This is a genomic window from Bacillus sp. Xin1, assembly GCF_013314535.1.
Classification (GTDB): Bacteria; Bacillota; Bacilli; order Bacillales; family Bacillaceae_G; genus Bacillus_A.
The window spans coordinates 1-22493 of sequence record NZ_JABUAE010000003.1; the positions used below are offsets into that span (position 1 = coordinate 1).

Genomic DNA, 22493 nt, shown 5'->3' on the forward strand with positions numbered 1-22493 from the left:
CTTGTTATGGATGCTCTTTTTTTATGATTACATAGCGAGGGTTAATTCTGAATAAAACGAAAGCTCTATTTATTTTTACCGCAATTACACCCTTTTTTCTTTACATACCCTTGGCGATATAGGTCTTGTGATGAGTGGTAATTGGAAGATTGTGAAGATGAAGTGTGGATATTTTTATTATTAGAATCTTTGTTAGAATTGTACTCTTTATTCATGATACCATCACCTCCAGTTTAATATTTTGATATATAGATAGTATATGTGAAAATTCTAGTAATTGTTACGGTAGTTTAACGTTTATATTAATTGTAGTTAAACAATGAGCAAATAATGAGAATTTATTATAAGAGTGTCATTAATTGTAATTCCTATTATAATATTGAGGGAATAATAGGAATATTCTTGAAACCTAAAGCATTATGAATGATTTTGAAATGAGTAATGTTTAAAAAAAGATATGTATAATATAGTACTTCAATCTAGAGATTCAGCAGAAGGGTAAAGGAAGTTACGTTGTGTTTAGCGTAGATACTTCAGGTAAATATAGAGTAATGAAAAAGATGAGTATATAAGATTTTTACAAAACAAAAAGATGTTTATGGAGTGGATAAACATCTTTTTTTGTCTCTTAACACTTATTTTTAAACTGTAAATTAAAGTAACGCGCAATATTGTTTTAATAGGATATTAAAACAATATATACTTAAATATTCTCTGATCAACTGCATAAAGAATAACTTTACGATTTGGATCTGTTTATCCACTTCAAGGATATCTCGCCTATTAATACTCCTAAAACTGTTGTTGATAGTATGAAGGCTGCTGGGAATATGGTGCATGATACATTGTATCTCGGTTTTGATTATGGATGCAGTTTGCTGGAGGACCAATTACTGTAGTTGATTGAATAGGGGATATTGTTTTCTTCCACTCTTGTTCATCGAGACAATAAGTATGAGACATTACATTTGATGGTGTCAGTCTTAAAATATCCGAACCAAATATAACTTCTGGTGTAGAAGCGTTAAAAATTGCTAATAAATGTGTATTGTCTACAGCGGCGATTTCATAATGCCACCAACCTTGGGGTACGTTGGCAACTTGACCTGGTTTAATAGGAAGATTAAGAATTTGATTTGTAAATGGGTTAAGTAAGGAAACGACAGCTGCTCCTGAAATACAGTAAACTAGTTCAGCAGCATTTTGATGTACATGAGGCTCTACGACATTACCGGTGCTTAGAAAAATATCTAATAAAGAAGTATTGTCTAATGTATTTAATTGTTTAATCCCAAGTACATTTATATAATTTTCTCCATCCTTTTTAAAAAAATTACTCGTACTTAAATCATGAGTGAAACGGACAGAGGGGGATGTGTAATCTATATAAGAAGTCATTTGTTGTTCCTGCCTTTCTGTTTTGAAATAGGATTAAGTATACGAATTAGGATATGAGTCTAGTTATTTTAGTGTGCAGTATTGATTGTACGTATTCGTTTGAAATGAAGTTTTTATGTCGATGTACATATAGTGGAAAAAATGTTTAATAAAGTAAAACATTAAACTATTTTCGTAAATCCATTCATACCTTTGAGTGATGTAACGTTTAAAGAGAAAAGGTATATTATTCTTACATCCAAATGATAAAGGAGTGAATGGTTATGTCATATAGTGAAATGATTAGAAAAGAAGTCCTGAGCTGGGAAGGTGTTTCTGAAAAGCCACATCGCTTTGGTGGTATTGAATTAAATTATAAAAAGAAAGAGTTAGGTCATCTTCATGGTGACAAATTAGCCGACCTTCCATTTCAAAAATCAAAACGGGATGAATTAGTAAATAAAGGATTAGTACAACCGCATCATGTATTACCTGAGTCAGGATGGATCAGTTATCATATAAAAAGTGAAGAGGATATTCCGTTTCTCATTGAACTTTTTCGGATGCAGTATGATAGATTCGTAAAAAATTAGAGAAAAGTCGAGGTTGGTACTTCATTTACAAAATAACTAGGTATAAATGCCTAGTTATTTTTTTATGACAGAGGAATTCTGCTTATTTTTTGAGTCTAAAGTGTAAGAATAAATATGATACGTAAATACTTGAAATAAAAGAAAAAAACATTAGATTTATTACAATTCATGTTTGAATTGTATGTAAAAATTCAGTTAATATATGAAAAAATAGTATATTTACCAGGGGGATGAGTTGTTTATGAAAGAAGATATTAAGATTGGAAATGCAAAAATTAGTGATTTATCTAGCATAGTGGATATATACAATTCAACTATTTCAAGCAGAATGGTAACTGCTGATACAGAACCTGTTACTGTTACGAGCAGGGAACAATGGTTTCATGAACATTCACCTTCTTTTAGACCTCTATGGGTAATAGAATCTCAAGGAGAGATATGCGGATGGGTTAGTTTCCAATCTTTTTACGGTCGACCTGCTTATAATGGAACAGCTGAAATAAGTATATACATTCATCCAATGCATAGAGGTAGGGGGATAGGTAAATATATCATACAAAAAGTGTTAGATACTTGTCCGAAGCTCAAGATTAAAACATTATTAGCATTCATATTTGCTCATAATAAAGCTAGTCTTCAGTTATTTTCATGTTTTGATTTTGAAAAGTGGGCGCATTTGCCTAACGTTGCAGAATTAGATGGAATAGAAAGGGATTTAATCATTCTTGGTAAAAGGATTTCTTGATATTTGAGTGAAATATTATAAAAGTAGTGTAACAAGTTCAGCAAAAACGAGAAATGATATTTTTAGATCAAAGTGAATAACCTGTATTTTAATTTTAAAATAAACAAGTTAATTAACCTAGCTTGTTTATTTTAGTTTAATATTATGCAATATTTCATGCAAACGATTGCGTTTTTTGTTTATAATGAAAACGGATACATGTTTTTTATAAATTTAAAAAGAGAAAAGGAGAAAAGAGATGAAAAAACAGTTTCAATATTATTGTAGTGTCATTTTACCTGTCTTGATGTTATTTGTATCTCTATTCATTCCACAAGTAAGTTATGTGGCTGTAAATGGAAAAGGAATGAATCCGGATTATAAAGCTTACTTAATGGCACCATTAAAAAAGATTCCGGAAGTAACAAATTGGGAGACATTCGAAAATGATTTAAGATGGGCAAAACAAAATGGTTTTTATGCTATTACTGTTGATTTTTGGTGGGGAGATATGGAAAAAAACGGGGATCAGCAATTTGATTTTTCATACGCACAGCGTTTTGCTCAATCGGTAAGAAATGCAGGTATGAAAATGATACCTATTATTTCTACGCATCAGTGTGGTGGAAATGTTGGAGATGATTGTAATACACCAATTCCTTCATGGGTTTGGAATCAAAAAAATGATGATAGTCTTTACTTTAAATCTGAAACTGGAATCGTTAATAAAGAAACATTGAATCCACTTGCTTCAGATGTAATTCAAAAGGAATATGGTGAACTATATACAGCATTCGCAGCTGCTATGAAACCTTATAAAGATGTAATTGCAAAGATATATTTATCTGGGGGGCCAGCTGGAGAGCTGAGATATCCTTCCTACACATCTGCTGATGGAAGCGGTTATCCATCACGTGGAAAGTTTCAAGCATATACAGAATTTGCAAAGTCAAAATTCCGTTCCTGGATATTAAATAAATATGGTTCCTTAAATGAAGTGAACAAAGCGTGGAGTACAAAACTTACTTCCGTTTCAGAAATTTTACCACCAAGTGATGGGGAACTGTTTCTAAAGAATGGATATAATTCTGTATATGGAAAAGATTATTTAGAATGGTATCAAGGTGTTTTAGAAAATCATACAAAATTAATTGGTGAATTGGCACACAATGCTTTTGATCCAAGTTTTCAAGTACCAATCGGCGCAAAGATTGCAGGAGTACATTGGCAATATAATAATCCAGTTATACCTCATGGAGCAGAAAGGCCAGCAGGCTATAATAATTATAGCCATTTACTCGATGCTTTCAAAAGTGCAAAGTTAGATGTAACATTTACTTGTTTAGAAATGACAGACAAAGGAAGTTATCCAGAATATTCAATGCCTAGAACATTAGTACAAGATATTGCAACATTAGCTAATCAAAAGGGAATTGTACTAAATGGTGAAAATGCTTTAAGTATAGGAAATGAGGCTGAGTATAACAGAGTTGCAGAAATGACCTTTAATTATAATTTCTCTGGATTTACGTTACTTCGTTATCAAGATGTAATGTACAGCAATTCATTAATGGGAAGATTTAAGGATTTATTAGGTGTGACCCCTGTTATGCAAACGATTGTAGTGAAAAATGCTCCTACAACAATAGGAGATACTGTTTATATTACTGGGAATCGTGCGGAATTAGGAAGTTGGGACACGAAACAATATCCAATTCAATTATATTATGATTCTCATAATAATGATTGGCGAGGAAATGTTGTATTGCCAGCTGAAAGAAATATAGAATTTAAAGCATTTATTAAAAGCAAAGATGGAACGGTCAAATCATGGCAAACAATACAACAAAGATGGAATCCGGTCCCACTGAAGACTACCTCTCACGTCAGTTGGTGGTAATTATATTATGTAAACAAAAAGATCCTTTATCAGATAGTAAAGGGATCTTTTTGTTTTTGAAGAAAAAATAAAATCTTCAAAGATGTCACATTCTGCTTTCTTCATCCGTCTTGTGTGTAGAACAATAAGGAGGGAATTTGTATGGAGAACTTTACTGTCGCAATTATAGGCGGGGGGCTTGCTGGATTAACAGCTTCGATTTATTTAGCTAGGGAAGGGAAAAAAGTGGTTGTATTAGAAAAATCAAATCGTTTTGGCGGAAGAGCAATGACTACGAATAAAAACGGCATTCTTATGAATCTTGGGGCACATGCTTTATATTGCGGAGGAGAAGCACTATCAACTTTTGAGGAACTTGGAATCAATATTCCAGGAGGTATACCTTCAACTACGGCGCATGGTATATGGAAAAATGATGTGTATACAGTGCCGACAGATTTTCGATCAATTTTATCTACACCATTACTCTCATGGTCTGCTAAAATACAATTTTCTCATTTGATGCTAAAGCTAGGTAAATTAGATTTGAATACAATTCCGAAAATAAGTTTGAGTGTATGGGCAGAACAAGAAATTAAAGATCCCATGGTAAGAAATATGTTTTATGCATTATGCCGGACAACAACCTACACATATGCTCCGACAATACAGCTAGCATCTTCCGTATTAAAACAAATACAACGATCAATGAAAGAAGGAGTTTTTTATGTAGATGGTGGCTGGGAGACAATTATAAAAAAACTAAGAGATAAAGCTATGAATGCTGGAGTCCAATTTATGACTAATAAAAATGTAGTTGAAATTGAACACTGTAATGATGTTCAAAGAATACGCTGTTCTGGTGATGAAATATTTGAAGTCTCTACGATTGTCATTACAATACCACCAAAAGAGGCTTGGAATATTGTAAAAGGTGCAAAAGATACAGCACTGCATATATGGAAAGAACAATCAGTACCAATTACAGTAGCCTCACTAGATCTTGCTTTAAGAAAATTACCTAATTCATTACATCAGTTTGCTTTAGGATTAGACCAACCTGTATTTTTTACGAATCAATCGAGAGCGGCTAAACTAAGCGGCGATGGAACTGTAGTAGTGGGATTGATAAAATATCATAATCCTACATTACAAGTTAGTAACTCTAATGACGATAAAATTATGTTAGAACATATAATGGATTTATTACATCCGAATTGGCAACAGGAATTAGTTGTAAAACAATATTTACCTAAAATAACGGTTGTTTATGATTTTCCTCATATTGGTCGTACTGAAAATCCAGGTCCTATTATTCCAGAAATGCCAGGGATATATGTGGCAGGAGATTGGGCTGGCCATGATGAATTATTAGCTGATGCTGCGGTTTCTAGTGGTAAACGAGCAGCACTACAAATTCTAGAACAAAGTAAAGTCATAAATTGAAAGAGGGTCATGCGAGTGTGGAAACGGAACAATTGTATCAAGTATATAAACCTTTATTATTTTCTTTAGCCTACCGTATGCTTGGGAGTGTTATGGATGCTGAAGATATTGTTCATGATACATTTCTTTCATTAAGTAGGATAGAAGATTTAGAGTCTGTTGATAATGTAAAAGCTTATTTGTGTAAAATGGTTACAAATCGTTCAATCGATAAATTACGTTCAGCGGTCCATAAACGAAATGTTTATGTTGGTATGTGGTTACCGGAACCAGTTATTGACGAGAGTGATGACCCCTCAATGACATATATAATGAAGGAGTCTATGTCTACAGCATATCTTTTATTATTGGAACAGTTATCTGAAGTTGAACGGGCTGTATTTATATTACGAGAAGTTTTTGGTTACGATTATGATGAAATAGCATCAATCGTTGAAAAAAGTAGCGTGAATTGTCGTCAAATTTTTCACAGAGCTAGAAAGAGTATAGTAGATAAACCGAAAGCTTCAAAGTTAAGTACAAAGCAGATGGCCAAATATGTAGAACAATTCGTTGCTTCGATACAGCGAGGAGACGTGCAGGCAATGCTAGAAATTTTAAAAACAGATGCGATATTGAAGTCAGATGGTGGAGGGAAGGTTACAACGGCTCTTAAACCAATTTACACTTCTGAAAGAATTGTACGCTTATTCTTAGGAATTACTAAGAAGTTGCTAGAAGAACACTCCATCACATTTAAAATGGTAAATGGTGTTCCAGGTATTATTGTCAGTTTAAATAATTGCGCTGTGTATGTAATTTCATTTGAATTTAAAGAGGAAAAAATATCATCTATTTATATGATGATGAATCCAGAGAAGCTTATGCATTTAAATCGGAATGTATAGGATGGGAAAGACGCATTTTAAAAGAAATGCGTCTTTCATTTAAAATCATGTGAATTACTTCTCTAACATTTCAAGAGGAACATCTTTTTCACCTAATACCTCAAATTTGATTTCTCCGTCCTCTTCGTAAATACGTTTAATAATCGGTATAGTTATCATTTGCTTTTTATGCTGCTTACGTTTTCTAACAGCTTCTAAATTAATCACGTTCATGTTTAAAGCATCCTTTCCTATTTACAGTTATAAACAAAAGAAAATGCGTCCCAAAAGGGCGCTTCTTTAATGGAAAATACCGATTAAAAATGATTTTATAATTGCGTTTTGATTGTAAAATAATGTGAATGGAATAATTACACGTAGAAATTAACTTTACCAAAAAACGTAACAATATGCTACAAAAAAATTCGATTCTTTGTCTTATAACAGGAAAAGCGGATTCATTTAGCATATAATGAAAGGTAGACAAACATAATCGAGTTTCTCATCAATTTTGATCATTTATTAAATTTGCTTGGAAAGGCGATGAATAAAATGCATCATATAGAATCATTGTTGCTAGAACTTGAAAAATACGGAAAAAACTATGATCGAACAAAAGAAAAACGAGAAGAAAGGTTGAGAAATATTTCTCGAGAAATGGGACAGTTTTTATCCATTTTAGTGAAAGGATGTAGCGCTCAAAAGATATTAGAAATTGGGACATCGAATGGATACTCCACAATATGGCTTGCAAATGCTGTACAAGAAACAAATGGAGTCGTTACAACCGTGGAACTGTCTTCAGAACGTGTTGCAGAAGCGCTTGTGAATTTTCAAAAAGCCAATCTTAGGCACCGTATTGATATTCATAACCAGGAAGCTGGTGCATTTTTTGATGCACAAGTTAATCGGTCCTTTGACTTTATTTTCTTAGATTCAGAGCGTACGCAATACATGTGGTGGTGGGAAAATATAAAGCGTATATTAGAGCCTAAAGGATTTCTGGTAATTGATAATGCAATTTCACATACAGAAGAGTTAGCGGAATTTATTCAGATGATTGAAGAAGATGAGACATTTGAAACTGTGTTACTAGCTTTTCAAAAAGGAGCGTTTGTAGCAAGAAAAAAATGAAGAGATACAGTCATACTCAAAAAGGAGATTTCATAAAAAATGCGTATACATTCTTATTTCTATGAACAGGCGCAAAAATATCCTGATCGCGTTGCGCTTTCGGAACAACATAACAGATGGACTTATAAAGAATTGGCGGAATGTGTTTCAAATCGCGCATCAGCTCTTATGCAAGACGGAGCGATACCAGGACATATTTTTATTATCAAGTTAGAAAATCGTATGGAATGGATTCAAGATGCACTTGCGGTTTCAAAAATTGGTGGAATTATATTGCCGGTTCATCCAGACGTTACAGAAATTGAATGGCAAACAATTATAAGTAGTACGGAGCCTAATTGGATTATCACATCCAAAGAGACTTTATGTCAAACAATTGAGCCTAATACTATCCCATTTCCTTTTAGACATGTGAGTAGTAAGAATGAGTTATACTTCTTTGGTTATACTTCAGGTTCAACAGGTACACCGAAAGGGTTTGTTAAAAGTCATCAATCATGGACTAGTAGTTTTGAAGGGTGGAGTAAGGCATTTTCATTAATTGAAAGCGATCGTGTAGTAGTTCCGTTACACTTATCTTATTCAGCCCAGCTATATCCGGCACTTCAGGCATTAGCTATAGGAGCTGAGATTGTTTTATTATCTAAGTTCACCCCAGAAACTTTTTTTAAAGCGAAAGGATCGTGTGCTTCTATCACACCGGCTTTAATTGAACCTTTAATTCGCCATGCAAAGCAAAAACGAAGTGTGCAGGAAATGATTCCGAGGTGTATGATTTCAGTTGGGACAAAATTATCGCCTATACAAAGACAAAAATTTGAGGAATGTTTTCCTAAATCATTTTTGTATGAATATTACGGATCATCAGAAATGGGCTATGCCTCACTTTTAACACCAGATGATGCAAGAACTGCACCTGAAACAGTTGGAGTACCATTTCCAGATGTAGAGATTGCCTTTTTCAATGAGAAAAAAGAACGAGTAGTAACTAATAAAGAAAACTTTGGGAAATTATTTGTTCGCTCCGGTCAGGCTTTTGAAGGGTACATTGAAAATGAAAAGCAAACAAAAGCTACTTTCATAGAAGATTGGGTAACATCACATGATATTGGTTTCCAAAGAGAAGATGGGAAAATTGTTTTAGTAGGTAGAGACCGAGACATTATAAAAGCTACTGGAAGCTTTGTGTATGCTGGTGAAATAGAGGATGTATTACTTGGAATCACCGGGGTTACAGAAGCAGTAGTGTTTTCGGAAAAAGATGAGAAGCGTGGAGAAATTATACGTGCTGTTATCGTTAAAGAATTGTCTCGAGAATTAGTCGATATTCAAAAAGAGTGCCGTCAAAAATTAATATCGTATAAGCAACCAAGAAATTGGACTGTACTATCACATTTACCCAAGAAGCCGAACGGGAAGGTAGATAAAATGAAATTGAGGGCTGAATTGTTAAGTAATAAACTGTGTAACACGTAAAGAATCCGCCTTCAGCACGTAGCCTTCTAGGTCTTAAGTCCGAGGAAAATAATGCACGAAACAGGTATACTTATGGTAAGAAACAGGGAATGACTGCATAAGCAGGGATTCATTGTTCGATTATTTTGAATAGGATACTTTAACTAGAAAATACATGGGGTATCAAATATAGTGCAAATAAATTCGCACATATAAATAAAGGAGCGATTTTGTTGACTGAATTAGAGAAAAAAGAATCTGTATCAGTAGTGAAAGATAATGTAGACGTGGTTGTTGATACAGTTATTAAAGATGACGAACTTGTTGAATTGAATAAAGAGGCTGATTTATATGTACAAAAGTTAAATAGTGAACAAAATACAGATCTTTCAAAAGTATTATCACAGCTTGGAGATTTAGGTGATAAGGAACAGCAAGCAGCCGGGCAAACATTATCTGCACTGAAACGTCCTGTAACTGCGATGATGAACGGGAAGAATGAAGAGATTCCAAATACATTGTTAGAATTGCGTAAAGTCGTATCAGAACTCGACCCTAATTCATTAAAAGCCTCGGGTATGAAGAAATTTATGTTTAAAGTTTTTAAGAAAAATCCACTTGAAACATATGTTCATAAATATCAATCCATAGATAAACAAATTGAAGAAATTATAAGATCATTACTTATCGGGCGTGACAATCTCCAAGAAGATACAGTCGGTTTAGAAATGTTAAAAGAACAATCACACGATAAAATTCATGCTCTTGATAAACAAGTGTATCTAGGACGAAAGCTTGCTGGGATGCTTGAGGCTGAAAAACAAAACCCAGATCGTCAAAAGGATATTCCATTAATCAATGATGCGTTAGAAAAAATTCTTGTACGTACGCGTAACATGCAACAAGCAAAAAGTGTATTACTACAATCTATCGCATCTGTAGATATCATTAAGAAAAATAATGAAAAGTTAACAGAAGCGATTCGTAACGCGATTACAATGACGCAAAATGTTGTTACTGTTTCAGCTGCGATTCAGCTTGCATTAACAAACCAACGCAAAACGATTGATGCAGTGAATGCAACAAACGAAGCAATTGAATCGATGGTATTAAGTAATTCACAGGCTTTAAAACAAAACACAGAAGAAACGACGCAGCTGCTTGAAAATCCAGCGATCAGCATGGATAAATTGCGTGAATCATTCCAAAATGTATTTGCGGCGATTGAAGCATCTGAGAGATCGTCAGAGCGCATTATTGAATCTAGTAAGAAGTTTGTTATTGAACTTGACACATTTAATGATGAAATGAAGCAGAAGCTCATTCAGCGTCCAAAGAAATAAAAGTGCATTAGAGGAGGTGAAAAAATGGGTTTCTTCGAATTTGTTTTAATGATTGGTGGAATTTTGCTTTTACTAGGATTTACAGCTGTAGTTTTACTTGTTTATTTTGGCAGGAAATTTTACTTGTCATGGGCGAAACCGTATAAACGAGCACATGAATCAATTGAAAAGTTATCCAACAAATCAACGCCGTTTTTACAAGAGTTTACGCAACATCCACTTTTTTATCGTTGGATTCGTACTGAGGGGAAAAAGGAACAAAAAGCATTTAATACCCTTTTCTGTACAGCAAATCAACGTACAAGAGAACAAGTCTTCTCTATGTTACCGAAGGATAAACAAAAGAAAGTACACGTTATGGCAAAAACAACGAAAAAAGTGACGAATGAAGATATTGATGCAGCAGTAATGAAAGTGAAAGATTTCTTAAGACAAGAATCACAACAATCATCTAAGCCAACAGATCTATCGTTTTATAAATTGTATTTTTATGACCGTTATCCAGATGCATTAAATACAATTCAAGCGTATAAACGCTCAATCAATCCGTCACTCCAAAAAACAGTTGATGACATCACAGTTTCTGTATTGAATGCTCTTCCATATTACCAAGAACATCGCATGTTTGAACAACAACACAAACTTGAAACGTTCTTAATGAAAGACTTAATCGATATGTTATCATTGGTTGCACAACTTCCACCTTCACAGCGTCCAGAAAAAGAAGAAGAGTTGCAAGTTTACTTACAAAACTTCCAAAAAGAAATGGAAGCAGTAGAGCGTGATATTCGAGACTCCATTGATCATGATTTGAATGTGAAGATGAGAGCGGCGAAGGAGAAATTTAAGAATAAGTAAAAGAAAGCCTCTTGAGTACATTACTCAAGAGGCTTTCTTTAGTTTAATTCTTTAATTTGAATTGTATCTAAACTTATCTTTAAACAACATCTTGAATAGTTACTGCTTTAATTCATTTAACTCTTGCATACACTCTTGAACAAGTGTGACTGCCTGGCTCATGGTAGCCCCCCCGCCAAAGGCAGCTGTTACGCCAATGATTTCAAGAATTTCCTGTTCCGAAGCTCCTTGATCTATACATCCTTTAGTGTGATAAATAATGCAATACTCATCCTGAGAATAAAGGCTTATCCCTAAAGCAACTAATTGTTTTACTTTTTTTGATAAGGTACCTTCTTTAAAGCATTCCTCTGTAAAAGAATTAAACTGTTCAGCCAGTTTTGGCATTTTTTCCGTAAATAAACCTAACCCATGTTTATAGTGAAGGAGTGCAGATTCTGTAGTATTTCTACCTTCAAATTCCATATTTAATCAACCCCATTTCTAGTAGTTATGAAACATAAGTTAGTATGAGCTTAAAGCATTTTGATTAATCATATTTGAAGTTTACTTTAAAGTTCTGAAGGAGGTTAAAACAAGATAGGGGTTGTTAGAATAACATATCGGAGAATATTACGTAACATCTTTACTTTCTAAGAAATTATTCTTATAAATAAGCGAATAAAGTTAAAAATGTGTATAGACACTATCAAAGTTCATGTAAACCAATCCAATCATTTAATAGAGATAGTAAATTTTTCGTATACATGTATAGCGGATGACTACCTTCTCAGCATGATATATACCTAATTTAAATTATTTCAAATAAAAGTATCTAAGATTTTGGTATAGGAAAGGCAAGCATTTAAATATGCTTACCTCTGTTCTAACGACGATGCTCTACTAGATCAATTACCCCTAAAACAACGTGAGCTAAACCAAATCCAAATACCGTATTAGCAATCATCTTATTAGACCCGCGTGTCTGCTTCAATGCATAACCTGCAGCTGTGACCGCTGTACCTAATGCAGTTGGAATTAATCCTTCACGAATATCCATTGTAATATCCCCCTAGCATCGTAGTTAGTAAAACATGTAGTATTTAATAAATAAAATACTAACATTAGTATGGTCGCTTTTTATATAAATATGTAAACACCAATTTCAGGGAAATACATATGACTTAAAACCCTGAATCAATGTCCCAATCCATTCCAATAAAAATCTATAATACTTACAGCTAAATTATCTATATCGGTAATCAGTGGTTTTTGATTTACATCTTTGTAATCACCGACGTATAGCAAAGCAACAAAGGCATGAGCACTTAAAAGTGAGTGCCCTTTTGGGATTTCACCTTTTTGCATTGCTTTATGTATTGCTTGATCCAATACTTCATACATTTTATCTTCAGCTTGTTGCATTTGTTTTAAGTGATCCTCTGAAAGAGATATTTTTGCATCTTTCATAAAACTCTTGATGTCAATGTTCATTGTTGCAGTTAAATGAACTTTTGCAATATCAAGTAATCGCTCCTTAAGCGGTTTACTTGTTGAAAGAATTTTATGCATATTGTCTCTAATGCGAGCCATCATTTGAATCATTGTGTCCGTAAAAAGATCAGCTTTTGTAGCATAGTAGTAATAAACAGTTGCCTTTGTTACATCACACTCTTTTGCAACATCTTCCATAGAAACAATTTGATAACCTTTACTTAAAAACAACTTTGTAGCAATATCAACAATTTTATCTTTTGTAGATTTTGTATTTTTATTTTGAGGTGGTCTTCCTAAAGGACGTTGTTTTTGTTCCAATATCATTCTCTCCTGACTCTTTATAATTAAAAATATTATAACATATTAGTTGAATGGTTCTTGATTAATTAACCGACCAGTATATATAATTGATTCTATAGTTAGTCTGAAAGGTGGAATATGATGAAAAAGCATCCTCTTTATACATGGGGGAAATATGTCGGGGGACCAAAAGCAAGGTGGATTACCCTTTTTGTATGGGTCTTATTGACACTCGTTTTATCGTTTACTTGGCCAGCTGTGAATACTGTTGAAGATGAGACAGCCCCTAATCTTCCTGAAACGGCTATGTCACAACAGGCCAATAATATGATTAAGAGAGAATTTCCGAATGACTCAGGAAACCCTGTTCTTATTGTTTGGCATAAAGATAAAGGTTTAGAAGAGAAGGATTTTAAGACAATTCAAGATACTTATCAAAAGCTTAGAAATTCGCCATTAAAGGGTCAATCAACGTTACCACCTTTTGATACCATACCGCACCAAGTGTTAGCAAAAAGTCTTTCAGAAGATGGCACGTCTCTTATAACTCCTGTGTTTTTTGATAAAACTGCAGGGACAGATATGCTACAAGAGAATATGATTGAACTGCAGCGTGTTATAAAGAATACATTGGGAGATGATCCATTTAAAAGAAAGATTTCTGATTCTGGTTTGCATGTACGTCTATCAGGGCCAGTTGGTATTCAGACTGATGCAGTAAGCATATTTAGTCAGGCCGATGTGAAATTATTAGTTGCAACTGTATTGCTTGTTTTAGTTCTACTTATTCTTCTTTATCGTTCGCCACTTTTAGCAATCTTACCTTTGATTGTAGTTGGATTTGCTTATGGAATAATTAGTCCAACTTTAGGACTGCTAGCAGATAAAGGATGGATTGCTGCTGATGCACAGGGAATTTCAATTATGACTGTACTATTATTTGGAGCTGGTACGGATTATTGTCTATTTTTAATTTCAAGATATCGAGAGTTTCTTCTTGTAGAGCAAAATAAATTTAAAGCGCTACAACTTGCAATTATAGAATCAGGTGGAGCCATTATTATGAGTGCTCTTACAGTTGTAGTAGGATTAGGTACTTTATTACTTGCTCATATTGGCTCTTTCCATAGATTTGCAGTACCATTTAGTGTGGCTGTTTTTCTTATGGGAATCGCTTCATTGACGATTTTACCGGCATTATTAGCTATTTTTGGCAGAATAGCATTTTTCCCATTCATCCCAAGAACAAAAGAAATGAATGAAGAACTCGCTAAGAAAAAAAAGGAAACACTCAAAGTAAAAGAATCAAAAGGATTCTTAAGCAAAAAACTTGGAGGTCTTGTTATCCGTAAACCATGGACGATTATCCTGCTAACTTTATTCCTATTAGGTGGGTTAGCTTCATTTGTTCCACGCATCCAATTTACGTATGATTTATTAGAATCATTTCCAAAAGATATGCCTTCACGTGAAGGATTTGATTTAATCTCTGATCATTTTTCACCTGGAGAGTTAGCACCTGTACAAATTATTGTTGATACAAAAGGAAAAGATGTACCTGTCAAAGAAGAATTAACAAAACTTTCTTTTGTAGATCAAGTAACAGAACCAGTGAAAGGGAAACAGAACAATCAATTACAAATGTATGAAGTTTCAATAAAAGATAATCCGTATTCTATTGAGGGAATGAATAAAATCCCTGAGTTAAGAAAAAGTTTGAAACAGGTAATGAAGAGTGCTGAAATAAGTGATGCTAATAATCATATTTGGATTGGAGGAGAAACGGCTACATTATACGATACGAAACAAACGACTGAACGTGACCAAAATGTGATTATTCCAGTTATGATTGGTGTTATCGCATTATTATTACTTTTTTATTTACGTTCTATTGTGGCGATGATTTACTTAATTGTAACAGTGGTATTATCATTCTTCTCTGCATTAGGGGCGGGTTGGTTACTACTTCACTATGGTATGGATACTCCCGCAATACAAGGAGCAATTCCTCTATATGCATTTGTGTTCTTAGTAGCATTAGGAGAGGACTATAACATATTTATGGTTTCTGAAATATGGAAGAATAAAAGAAGCCAGCCACACCTTGAAGCAGTTAAAAATGGGGTGGTACAAACAGGTAGTGTTATTACGTCTGCTGGGTTAATTTTAGCAGGAACATTTGCTGTACTAGCTACTTTACCAATCCTAGTACTTGTTCAATTTGGTATTGTTACAGCAATAGGAGTACTACTAGATACATTTATAGTAAGACCACTTCTTGTCCCTTCACTTACAGTTGTTTTAGGCCGTTTCGCTTTTTGGCCAGGGAATCTTTGGAGGAAGAAAGAGACAAAAAAAGTAGACGCTTGATAATACAAGAAAATTAAAAAACCAAGGGAACTTTGATTTTCCTTGGTTTTTTATAAGGAATGAAATATGTATGCAAAATAAAAGTAATATTTAAATACTAAGTATTTTTTAAGTTCTCTTTTTTGCTGTTCTTTGTCTTCAATATCAGTTTCTGGTATTCCGAATAATCCATTCATGGCTTAATCTACCGGCTGAAGTCCAGTTTATGTAGTTTTAGATTTTATGTTTTTAGAATTGCTAATCTCTTCTTTTTTTGAATGTGGAAAATTCAGTTTTATAACCTCTGAACACTGTAGTTTTAAAAAATAAAAAAGGATGAAAAGAGTTTGGTAGATAAACATATGTATTATCTGCTAATTGTTATTATAATCCTCCTTGTAGAAATAGTGATTTTTACAATAAATATGGTTATCCAATTAGTAAACACATCAACACAAAGTAGTCATCAGATTTCATTTATATCATAATAAAACCATTAGAGTGGTTTTTCTTACTGGTACTGTATACAGTAGATAAAAATCCTGAAAATAGAATTCACATTCAATATAGTGAACTGAGAAAATAGTAGTTTATTTATATGTGTAAAGTAAAATCTCTCACATTTAGAGTGAGAGATTTCATAATTATTTTGCTTTTATAGTAGTTTTACTAGAAGGAATACTTTCATTATGCAACCGATCCACTGCAGTTACTACATACGTATATATCTCCCCAGATACAGCTGTATTATCTACATAAATTTCTCCAGGTTTTGTTTTTCGTAAAGTAGTAAGTAAATTCTCGGATTTTTGAATATCGACTTCATTTTTTCCGTTTACTCGGTAGATGGCATAATAAGCAGAGTCGTTGTTTCTATCATCAATAATGCCTAAAGCGATACCTTCATTTCTTGGAATAGCCCCTTTTAAAGTGGGTTGTTTAGGTGGATCGTGATCTAGCCAAGTCATTGGTGGGATTAATGCAGGGTGTTTATAAATGTCATTTTTTAGTCGGTCTTTTATCCCTAATGGATTTTTATTTATATCTTTTAAACTAAAGTGCATGCTACCTTTTATTTGCGAATTTTGATGATTTAGCGCAATTTGTCTTGGGTATTCTTCAGTGTCTGACCATGCAGGTACTGAGTTATTATTAATTTTATATGCTGCTTGCCCGATATATAGTTGAATAGGTTTGTTTACAGTTTCTTTTACCCACCAATTTAATAATATGTCATATGCTGCAGGTGCAAATCCGATATTCCAATAAATTTGTGGTGTAATATAGTCGATATATCCTTTTTGAATCCATTCTCGTGTGTCAGCATATAGATCATCATAATTTCTTTGTCCAGCAGTTGTATTAGAACCGGTTGGATCGTCAGCTATATTCCGCCATACACCAAATGGACTAATTCCAAATTTGATATACGGTTTTTCTTTTTTAATAGCGGTATTTAAACCACTAACAAGTTGATTGACATTATTGCGACGCCAGTCTTCAATGTTAGAGAATTTTCCATTATTGTAAGCTTCATAGGTATTCTGGTCTGGAAATTCCTCCCCAACTATCTTATAAGGATAAAAATAATCATCCATGTGAACAGCATCAATATCGTAATTTTGTACAACTTCTAATATTCCTTCAGTTATAAAGTTTTTTACTTCTGGAATACCAGGATTATAGTATAGTTTTCCTCCGTAAGATACAATCCAATCGGGATGTTGTTTTGCGGGGTGATTTTCTGCTAGTCGGTTTATTTCTGTATGGTTCATCGTAATTCTGTACGGATTAAACCATGCGTGAAATTCAAGATTTCTTTTATGGGCTTCTGCAACCATAAATGCAAGCGGATCATAGCCGGGGTCTTTTCCTTGCACGCCTGTAAGATATTCGGACCAAGGACCATATTGGGAAGGATAAAAAGCGTCTGCGGTTGGTTTAATTTGCACAACAACTGCGTTCATACCTACATTTTTCACATCATCTAGTAGTTTGATAAATTCTTGTTTCTGCTTTTCAATAGGTAGCCCTGGCTTAGAGGGCCAATCAATATTGAGCACAGATGCGATCCATGCGGCGCGTAATTCATGTTTTTGATACGTAGTGGGTATTTCAGCTTGTGTGGGGCTAGAGGTTATGAACAGGAAGGGAATAATCAAGATGACGCTACAACAACTCATTAATAATCTTCTAAAAATCATCGTACGCCTCCTTACATATTCTATTATCGAGACTACTATATCATGTGAATATAAGATTCACAATTGAGAAAGTAGGGTACTGAAAATTTTATTTCATATAAAAAACATTTTTACTGAAATTTCATTTCATCAGAACTAATTTGCCTATATTCTTCATATCATTTTTAATAACGTGAAACTTCCTTTCAGTGGTGTTTTGACAGTCCTTGAAAAAGGATGAAAATTACTTAAAGCATATAGGAGGATTATGAAATGAAAGTTCTGTTTGTATGTTCTGGAGGAATGTCCAGCTCGATTGTTGTAAACGCTTTAAAAAAAGAAGCTGAGAAGAAAGGAATCAGTATGGACGTGCACGCAATTGGCACGAGTGAAGTGGAAGAAGAGGTGAAAAATGGCTGGGACGTTGTAATGGTTGCTCCGCAAGTAAGGCATAGATTTGTTGCAGTGAAAAAAATAGCAGATGAGCAGTCTGTTCCTTGTGGTGTGATTCCGCCGCAGGCTTATACACCACTTGGTGGTCCGACGTTATTAAAAACAGTGCAAGAACTCATTCATTAGGAGGGAGAGTAGTATGAATAAGTTTATCTCGTTTCTTGAGAATAACTTATCTAGCCCAATGGCAAGGCTTTCTGAGCAAAGGCATTTACAAGCGATTCGTGACGGTGTAATTTCAGCATTACCGTTTATTATTGTAGGAAGTTTCTTTTTAATCGTGGCGTTTCCGCCTCTCCCAAAAGATAGTTTTATTTCAATCTGGGCAGCAAAGCATATAACAAGTATTTTAATACCGTATCGGTTAACGATGTTTATTATGTCGCTTTATATCGCCTTTGGTATTGGATATAATTTAGCGAAAAGTTACAAATTAGATGCATTATCAGGAGCGCAGCTTGCAGTTTGTTCCTTGCTCCTTACATTGACGCCTGAATTAATCGATAAGAAAGGGTTTATGCTCTCAATGACAAACCTTGGGGGACATGGGTTATTTGTTACAATGATTGTTTCCATTTTATCGGTTGAGATTTTGAGATTCTGTAAGACGAAAAATGTGATGATTAAGATGCCAGAACAAGTACCACCGTCTGTATCTCGTTCTTTTGAAGCACTTATACCTGCTGCTTTCGTTATTATTATTATGAGTATTATCACAGTTGTTTTTAGCATTGATTTACACCATTTAGTTGATAAGCTAGCTGCACCATTAGTAAAAGCTGGTGATAGTTATTTTGGAGTTATTCTACCTGTGTTTCTAATTACATTCTTCTGGTCATTTGGTATACATGGTGTTTCTGTTGTTGGGACAGTTGCCCGTCCTTTATGGGAAGTTTATCTTGGTAAAAACTCTGCTGCAGTTGCAGATGGAGCAAGCAGTATACCATTTATTGCACCGGAGCCATTATATCAATGGTTTATATGGATTGGCGGTTCCGGAGCTACGTTAGGACTTGTATTAGCCATGATTGTCTTCGGTAGATCAAAATATTCTAAAGCGCTATCAAGAACGTGCATTGTACCTGGGATTTTTAATATTAATGAACCAGTTATATTTGGACTTCCGATTGTATTAAACCCGATCTTAATTATTCCTTTTATTATTACGCCGCTTGTGACTGCAACCATTGCTTATACCGCAACTGCAATGGGACTTGTAACTGCGACTTATATTATGCCGCCGTGGACATTGCCAGCTCCAATCGGTGCATATTTAGCGACGGGAGGAGATTGGAGAGCGGTTGTATTAGTCTTCATTAATATAGCAATCTCATTCCTTATTTATCTGCCATTCTTTAAAATGTACGATAAAAATATGATTGAAATCGAAAAAAGCGGTGATGACGAACAAGATTCTGTGAATGTGTAAGAATGAGAAATGCGAAGAAATCATACAGACATGTATTTGAGTGATAGGCAACGAGTCTATCACTTCTTTCATGATTAAAGGTGAAACGAATCTGTTTTATCAATAGAAGAAGGTGAAATGAAGTGGGGATAAAATTCAGTTATAAAGGTGTGTTTTTGCTACTATTTGTAGTGATCTGTTCAAACCTTCTGTTTACGCCTCTATTAAGAATGTTAGATGTATCACAGATGTATAGTATATGGATTGTGACGAGTATTTCGGCAAGTATAATGCTAACAATTGTTATGTCCTTTATAGATGGTACGTATTCATCAAAAGTACAACTAATTGTTAGATTTGTATTTTTTCTAGTTGGTTGTACATTTATTACCTATATGATTGTCTTTTAAAGAAATAAAGAGGTGATACTATGTATATTGTTGGCTTAATGTCTGGTACTTCTTTAGATGGCATAGATGCTGCCCTTGTCCATATTGAAGGAAATGGTAAGGATACAAAAGTGGAACTCATTCATTTTATTACAGCACGGTTTTCAAGAGAAATAAAAAGTGAAATTCAGCAAGCGTTGTCGATAGAAACTTCTAATGTAAAACTTATATGTAGTTTAAATTTTAAACTCGGACAACGTTTTGCCGATGCAGTGAAAATAGTCTGTAAACAATCTAATTTTCCAATAGAACAATTAGATTTAATTGGCTCACATGGTCAAACAGTTTATCATCATCCTGTTCAAGAGGGAAAGATGGTTCCATCAACACTACAAATCGGAGAACCTGCAGTTATAGCCTATGAAACAGGAACAACAGTCATTTCAAATTTTCGAACGATGGATATGGCGGCTGGTGGTCAAGGAGCTCCGCTTGTTCCATATTCAGAACTCATTTTATATAGAGACCAAAATAAAAATCGAGTACTCCAAAATATTGGCGGAATAGGGAATGTAACCGTCATTCCAAGCCGAGTAGCTAAACAAGAAGCGATTGCCTTTGATACGGGACCAGGAAATATGGTGATAGATGAAGTGTGTCAACGATTATTTCAGCAGTCTTTTGATAAAAATGGGGACATAGCAAAACAGGGAAATGTGATAGATGAAATGCTTTCCTATTGTATGAAACATCCGTTTTTAGAAATTTTACCACCCAAATCAACAGGAAGAGAACAGTTTGGAAAAGAGTTTACAGATGAATTGTTAAAGCAATTTAATGGGCACAGTAAGGAGGACATTATAGCTACTGTAACAATGTTTACAGCAAACTCGATTGTTCATCATTTTCAAAAAGATATTTTTCCTTATTATCATATCGATGAAGTTATTCTTGGCGGAGGTGGAAGTTATAACAAAACACTTGTAGAAATGATAAAAGAAAGTTTGAAAGAGGAATCTTGTAAGGTATTTAGACAAGAAGAACTTGGGTATTCATCGGAAGCAAAAGAAGCAATAGCTTTTGCTGTGCTAGCAAATGAAACATATCATCGTAATCCAAGTAATGTACCAAGTGCTACAGGGGCAAGACATTCTGTCGTTTTAGGTAATGTAACATTCCCTCCAATTGTGAGGTAAGAAAAAGAGGGTGGAAAGATGAAGTATATGATCGGCGTAGATGGTGGTGGGACAAAAACAGAAGCGATTGCATTTGACCAAAATGGTAAAGAAATAGCAAGAAGTATGAGCAGTTTCGGAAATGTTTTATTAGATTATGAGAAAGCTGTATCGCATATTATGCAGGCAATTAATCAATGTCAACAAAGCTTATCTAAAGAGAACTGCGTTTGTATTTGTTTAGGGCTGGCTGGTGTGAAAAGTATAGATATGAATGTGTTAAAAGAGCGTTTAAAAACGAAATATCAAACAAATATTGAAATTTATGATGATGCAGTAATTGCGCATGCCGCTTTATTAGGAGGAAACGATGGTATTTTAACAATAGCGGGAACAGGTGCTATCTGCTTAGGGAAAAAAGGAGAAAAATTTGAGTATAGCGGAGGATGGGGCCATATATTAGGAGATGAAGGAAGTGGGTATTGGATTGCTTTACAAGCGTTAAAAAGGATGACAATCGAGTACGATAAAGGTGCTCAATTTTGCAATCTTAGCACAGCAATACAAAATCAAGTTCCTATTCATACACCATTTGATATAAAACAACTTGTATATTCCTCACAGAAAGATCAGGTTGCTGCGATTGCTCCTCTTGTAATAGAAGAAGCAAGGAAAGGTAATAATGATGCGCTCAAAATTATATTAAAAGCTAGTGAAGAATTAGCCACAATTACAGTTGATGTGTATAAAAAAATGTCATTTGAAGTACCAATTTCAATTGCAGTGAAAGGTGGGATTTTATGCTCTGCACCAGAAATATATGCTGAATTCAAGAGGTGTTGCGAAAAGTATATGAATGAAATAAATTTTATTCAAAATGAAATCTCATCAGCAAAAGGAGCTTATTTTTTAGCTGTAAAAAAATCTATGTTATTTTAAACATAGTTTTCAATATAGCAGTCTCATTTTAAAAATAAATATTTGGTATTATTTACAAAGGTAGGTGTTATATGGATTTAAGGATTAAAATATGGATTTTTTTATTTAGAATGTTATTTCCGATTTTCTTGCTTATCGTATGTATG

At 34.1% G+C, this 22493-nt stretch carries 21 protein-coding genes and 2 pseudogenes; 16 read left to right on the top strand and 7 right to left on the bottom strand.

The window, feature by feature from the left end; translation table 11 throughout:
* Nucleotides 1-792: 792 nt before the first annotated feature.
* Nucleotides 793-1398, bottom strand: coding sequence for a cupin domain-containing protein (locus tag HRG09_RS05225; protein WP_174099696.1), 606 nt, complete (start codon nt 1396-1398; stop codon nt 793-795).
* Between the two features lie 263 nt (nt 1399-1661).
* Between HRG09_RS05225 and HRG09_RS05230 the strand changes: the two genes are divergently transcribed.
* The 5 genes from HRG09_RS05230 (at nt 1662) to HRG09_RS05250 (ending at nt 6906) form a co-directional block, all read left to right on the top strand.
* The gene (locus HRG09_RS05230; RefSeq protein WP_174099697.1) at nt 1662-1970 is read left to right on the top strand and encodes a luciferase domain-containing protein; all 309 of its coding nucleotides are present in this window, start codon (nt 1662-1664) and stop codon (nt 1968-1970) included.
* Between the two features lie 241 nt (nt 1971-2211).
* The gene (locus HRG09_RS05235; protein ID WP_174099698.1) at nt 2212-2715 is read left to right on the top strand and encodes a GNAT family N-acetyltransferase; all 504 of its coding nucleotides are present in this window, start codon (nt 2212-2214) and stop codon (nt 2713-2715) included.
* Between the two features lie 238 nt (nt 2716-2953).
* Nucleotides 2954-4594 carry a family 14 glycosylhydrolase gene (locus HRG09_RS05240; protein ID WP_174099699.1) on the top strand — a complete coding sequence of 547 codons (1641 nt, stop codon included), beginning with the start codon at nt 2954-2956 and terminating at the stop codon, nt 4592-4594.
* Between the two features lie 141 nt (nt 4595-4735).
* Entirely contained in the window at nt 4736-6019 is a 1284-nt protein-coding gene (locus tag HRG09_RS05245; RefSeq protein WP_174099700.1) for a phytoene desaturase family protein, read from the top strand.
* Nucleotides 6020-6036: 17 nt separating this feature from the next.
* Nucleotides 6037-6906, top strand: a complete 870-nt coding sequence (locus HRG09_RS05250) for an RNA polymerase sigma-70 factor (protein WP_174099701.1) — start codon at nt 6037-6039, stop codon at nt 6904-6906.
* Nucleotides 6907-6960: 54 nt separating this feature from the next.
* Here the strand turns inward: HRG09_RS05250 and HRG09_RS05255 are convergent, their stop codons facing one another.
* A complete protein-coding gene (locus tag HRG09_RS05255) occupies nt 6961-7119 on the bottom strand; it encodes a hypothetical protein (RefSeq protein WP_174099702.1) in 159 nt (52 codons plus the stop codon).
* Between the two features lie 318 nt (nt 7120-7437).
* Here HRG09_RS05255 and HRG09_RS05260 point away from each other — a divergent pair, with 318 nt between their 5' ends.
* The 4 genes from HRG09_RS05260 (at nt 7438) to HRG09_RS05275 (ending at nt 11675) form a co-directional block, all read left to right on the top strand.
* Entirely contained in the window at nt 7438-8019 is a 582-nt protein-coding gene (locus HRG09_RS05260) for an O-methyltransferase (RefSeq protein ID WP_375335749.1), read from the top strand.
* A 39-nt stretch (nt 8020-8058) separates the two neighbouring features.
* On the top strand, nt 8059-9495 hold the full coding sequence (locus tag HRG09_RS05265; protein ID WP_174099704.1) for a class I adenylate-forming enzyme family protein: 1437 nt from the start codon (nt 8059-8061) through the stop codon (nt 9493-9495).
* A gap of 212 nt (nt 9496-9707) precedes the next feature.
* Entirely contained in the window at nt 9708-10817 is a 1110-nt protein-coding gene (locus HRG09_RS05270) for a toxic anion resistance protein (protein ID WP_174099705.1), read from the top strand.
* Nucleotides 10818-10841: 24 nt separating this feature from the next.
* Complete coding sequence (locus HRG09_RS05275) at nt 10842-11675, top strand: DUF3974 domain-containing protein (protein ID WP_174099706.1); 834 nt, start codon at nt 10842-10844, stop codon at nt 11673-11675.
* Between the two features lie 99 nt (nt 11676-11774).
* Here the strand turns inward: HRG09_RS05275 and HRG09_RS05280 are convergent, their stop codons facing one another.
* From HRG09_RS05280 to HRG09_RS05290, 3 genes are all read right to left on the bottom strand, one after another.
* Complete coding sequence (locus HRG09_RS05280; protein ID WP_174099707.1) at nt 11775-12140, bottom strand: carboxymuconolactone decarboxylase family protein; 366 nt, start codon at nt 12138-12140, stop codon at nt 11775-11777.
* Nucleotides 12141-12540: 400 nt separating this feature from the next.
* Nucleotides 12541-12714 carry a hypothetical protein gene (locus HRG09_RS05285; protein WP_006096976.1) on the bottom strand — a complete coding sequence of 58 codons (174 nt, stop codon included), beginning with the start codon at nt 12712-12714 and terminating at the stop codon, nt 12541-12543.
* A 137-nt stretch (nt 12715-12851) separates the two neighbouring features.
* Nucleotides 12852-13469 carry a TetR/AcrR family transcriptional regulator gene (locus HRG09_RS05290; RefSeq protein ID WP_174099708.1) on the bottom strand — a complete coding sequence of 206 codons (618 nt, stop codon included), beginning with the start codon at nt 13467-13469 and terminating at the stop codon, nt 12852-12854.
* Nucleotides 13470-13592: 123 nt separating this feature from the next.
* Between HRG09_RS05290 and HRG09_RS05295 the strand changes: the two genes are divergently transcribed.
* The gene (locus HRG09_RS05295; protein ID WP_174099709.1) at nt 13593-15821 is read left to right on the top strand and encodes an MMPL family transporter; all 2229 of its coding nucleotides are present in this window, start codon (nt 13593-13595) and stop codon (nt 15819-15821) included.
* A 110-nt stretch (nt 15822-15931) separates the two neighbouring features.
* Here HRG09_RS05295 and HRG09_RS05300 read toward each other — a convergent pair.
* Nucleotides 15932-16093 (bottom strand): annotated as a pseudogene (locus HRG09_RS05300) (DUF4021 domain-containing protein); the annotation flags it as partial.
* Nucleotides 16094-16164: 71 nt separating this feature from the next.
* On the opposite strand from HRG09_RS05300, the pseudogene HRG09_RS29485 reads away from it, so the two are divergent.
* Nucleotides 16165-16386 (top strand): annotated as a pseudogene (locus tag HRG09_RS29485) (DUF6688 family protein); the annotation flags it as partial.
* A 58-nt stretch (nt 16387-16444) separates the two neighbouring features.
* On the opposite strand, the gene HRG09_RS05305 reads toward HRG09_RS29485, so the two are convergent.
* Nucleotides 16445-18004: a glycoside hydrolase family 10-like protein gene (locus HRG09_RS05305; RefSeq protein WP_174099710.1), complete on the bottom strand. Its 1560-nt coding sequence runs from the start codon at nt 18002-18004 to the stop codon at nt 16445-16447.
* Between the two features lie 252 nt (nt 18005-18256).
* Between HRG09_RS05305 and HRG09_RS05310 the strand changes: the two genes are divergently transcribed.
* The 5 genes from HRG09_RS05310 (at nt 18257) to HRG09_RS05330 (ending at nt 22347) form a co-directional block, all read left to right on the top strand.
* Nucleotides 18257-18562: a PTS sugar transporter subunit IIB gene (locus HRG09_RS05310; RefSeq protein ID WP_174099711.1), complete on the top strand. Its 306-nt coding sequence runs from the start codon at nt 18257-18259 to the stop codon at nt 18560-18562.
* 13 nt (nt 18563-18575) lie between these two features.
* Nucleotides 18576-19865: a PTS sugar transporter subunit IIC gene (locus HRG09_RS05315; protein WP_174099712.1), complete on the top strand. Its 1290-nt coding sequence runs from the start codon at nt 18576-18578 to the stop codon at nt 19863-19865.
* Nucleotides 19866-19987: 122 nt separating this feature from the next.
* Entirely contained in the window at nt 19988-20254 is a 267-nt protein-coding gene (locus tag HRG09_RS05320) for a hypothetical protein (RefSeq protein ID WP_174099713.1), read from the top strand.
* A gap of 20 nt (nt 20255-20274) precedes the next feature.
* Nucleotides 20275-21429 carry an anhydro-N-acetylmuramic acid kinase AnmK gene (gene anmK, locus HRG09_RS05325; protein WP_174099714.1) on the top strand — a complete coding sequence of 385 codons (1155 nt, stop codon included), beginning with the start codon at nt 20275-20277 and terminating at the stop codon, nt 21427-21429.
* An 18-nt stretch (nt 21430-21447) separates the two neighbouring features.
* Nucleotides 21448-22347, top strand: coding sequence for a BadF/BadG/BcrA/BcrD ATPase family protein (locus tag HRG09_RS05330; RefSeq protein WP_174099715.1), 900 nt, complete (start codon nt 21448-21450; stop codon nt 22345-22347).
* Nucleotides 22348-22493: the final 146 nt, after the last annotated feature.

Excerpts from the sequence above, each read along its gene's own strand:
- HRG09_RS05260 (WP_375335749.1), top strand. The coding sequence starts at position 7,438 with ATGCATCATATAGAATCATTGTTGCTAGAACTTGAAAAATACGGAAAA.
- HRG09_RS05330 (WP_174099715.1), top strand. The coding sequence starts at position 21,448 with ATGAAGTATATGATCGGCGTAGATGGTGGTGGGACAAAAACAGAAGCG.
- HRG09_RS05315 (WP_174099712.1), top strand. The coding sequence starts at position 18,576 with ATGAATAAGTTTATCTCGTTTCTTGAGAATAACTTATCTAGCCCAATG.
- HRG09_RS05240 (WP_174099699.1), top strand. The coding sequence starts at position 2,954 with ATGAAAAAACAGTTTCAATATTATTGTAGTGTCATTTTACCTGTCTTG.
- HRG09_RS05285 (WP_006096976.1), bottom strand. The coding sequence starts at position 12,714 with ATGGATATTCGTGAAGGATTAATTCCAACTGCATTAGGTACAGCGGTC.
- HRG09_RS05230 (WP_174099697.1), top strand. The coding sequence starts at position 1,662 with ATGTCATATAGTGAAATGATTAGAAAAGAAGTCCTGAGCTGGGAAGGT.
- HRG09_RS05280 (WP_174099707.1), bottom strand. The coding sequence starts at position 12,140 with ATGGAATTTGAAGGTAGAAATACTACAGAATCTGCACTCCTTCACTAT.
- HRG09_RS05255 (WP_174099702.1), bottom strand. The coding sequence starts at position 7,119 with ATGAACGTGATTAATTTAGAAGCTGTTAGAAAACGTAAGCAGCATAAA.
- anmK (WP_174099714.1), top strand. The coding sequence starts at position 20,275 with ATGTATATTGTTGGCTTAATGTCTGGTACTTCTTTAGATGGCATAGAT.
- HRG09_RS05235 (WP_174099698.1), top strand. The coding sequence starts at position 2,212 with ATGAAAGAAGATATTAAGATTGGAAATGCAAAAATTAGTGATTTATCT.
- HRG09_RS05225 (WP_174099696.1), bottom strand. The coding sequence starts at position 1,398 with ATGACTTCTTATATAGATTACACATCCCCCTCTGTCCGTTTCACTCAT.
- HRG09_RS05295 (WP_174099709.1), top strand. The coding sequence starts at position 13,593 with ATGAAAAAGCATCCTCTTTATACATGGGGGAAATATGTCGGGGGACCA.
- HRG09_RS05265 (WP_174099704.1), top strand. The coding sequence starts at position 8,059 with ATGCGTATACATTCTTATTTCTATGAACAGGCGCAAAAATATCCTGAT.
- HRG09_RS05305 (WP_174099710.1), bottom strand. The coding sequence starts at position 18,004 with ATGATTTTTAGAAGATTATTAATGAGTTGTTGTAGCGTCATCTTGATT.
- HRG09_RS05310 (WP_174099711.1), top strand. The coding sequence starts at position 18,257 with ATGAAAGTTCTGTTTGTATGTTCTGGAGGAATGTCCAGCTCGATTGTT.
- HRG09_RS05245 (WP_174099700.1), top strand. The coding sequence starts at position 4,736 with ATGGAGAACTTTACTGTCGCAATTATAGGCGGGGGGCTTGCTGGATTA.
- HRG09_RS05275 (WP_174099706.1), top strand. The coding sequence starts at position 10,842 with ATGGGTTTCTTCGAATTTGTTTTAATGATTGGTGGAATTTTGCTTTTA.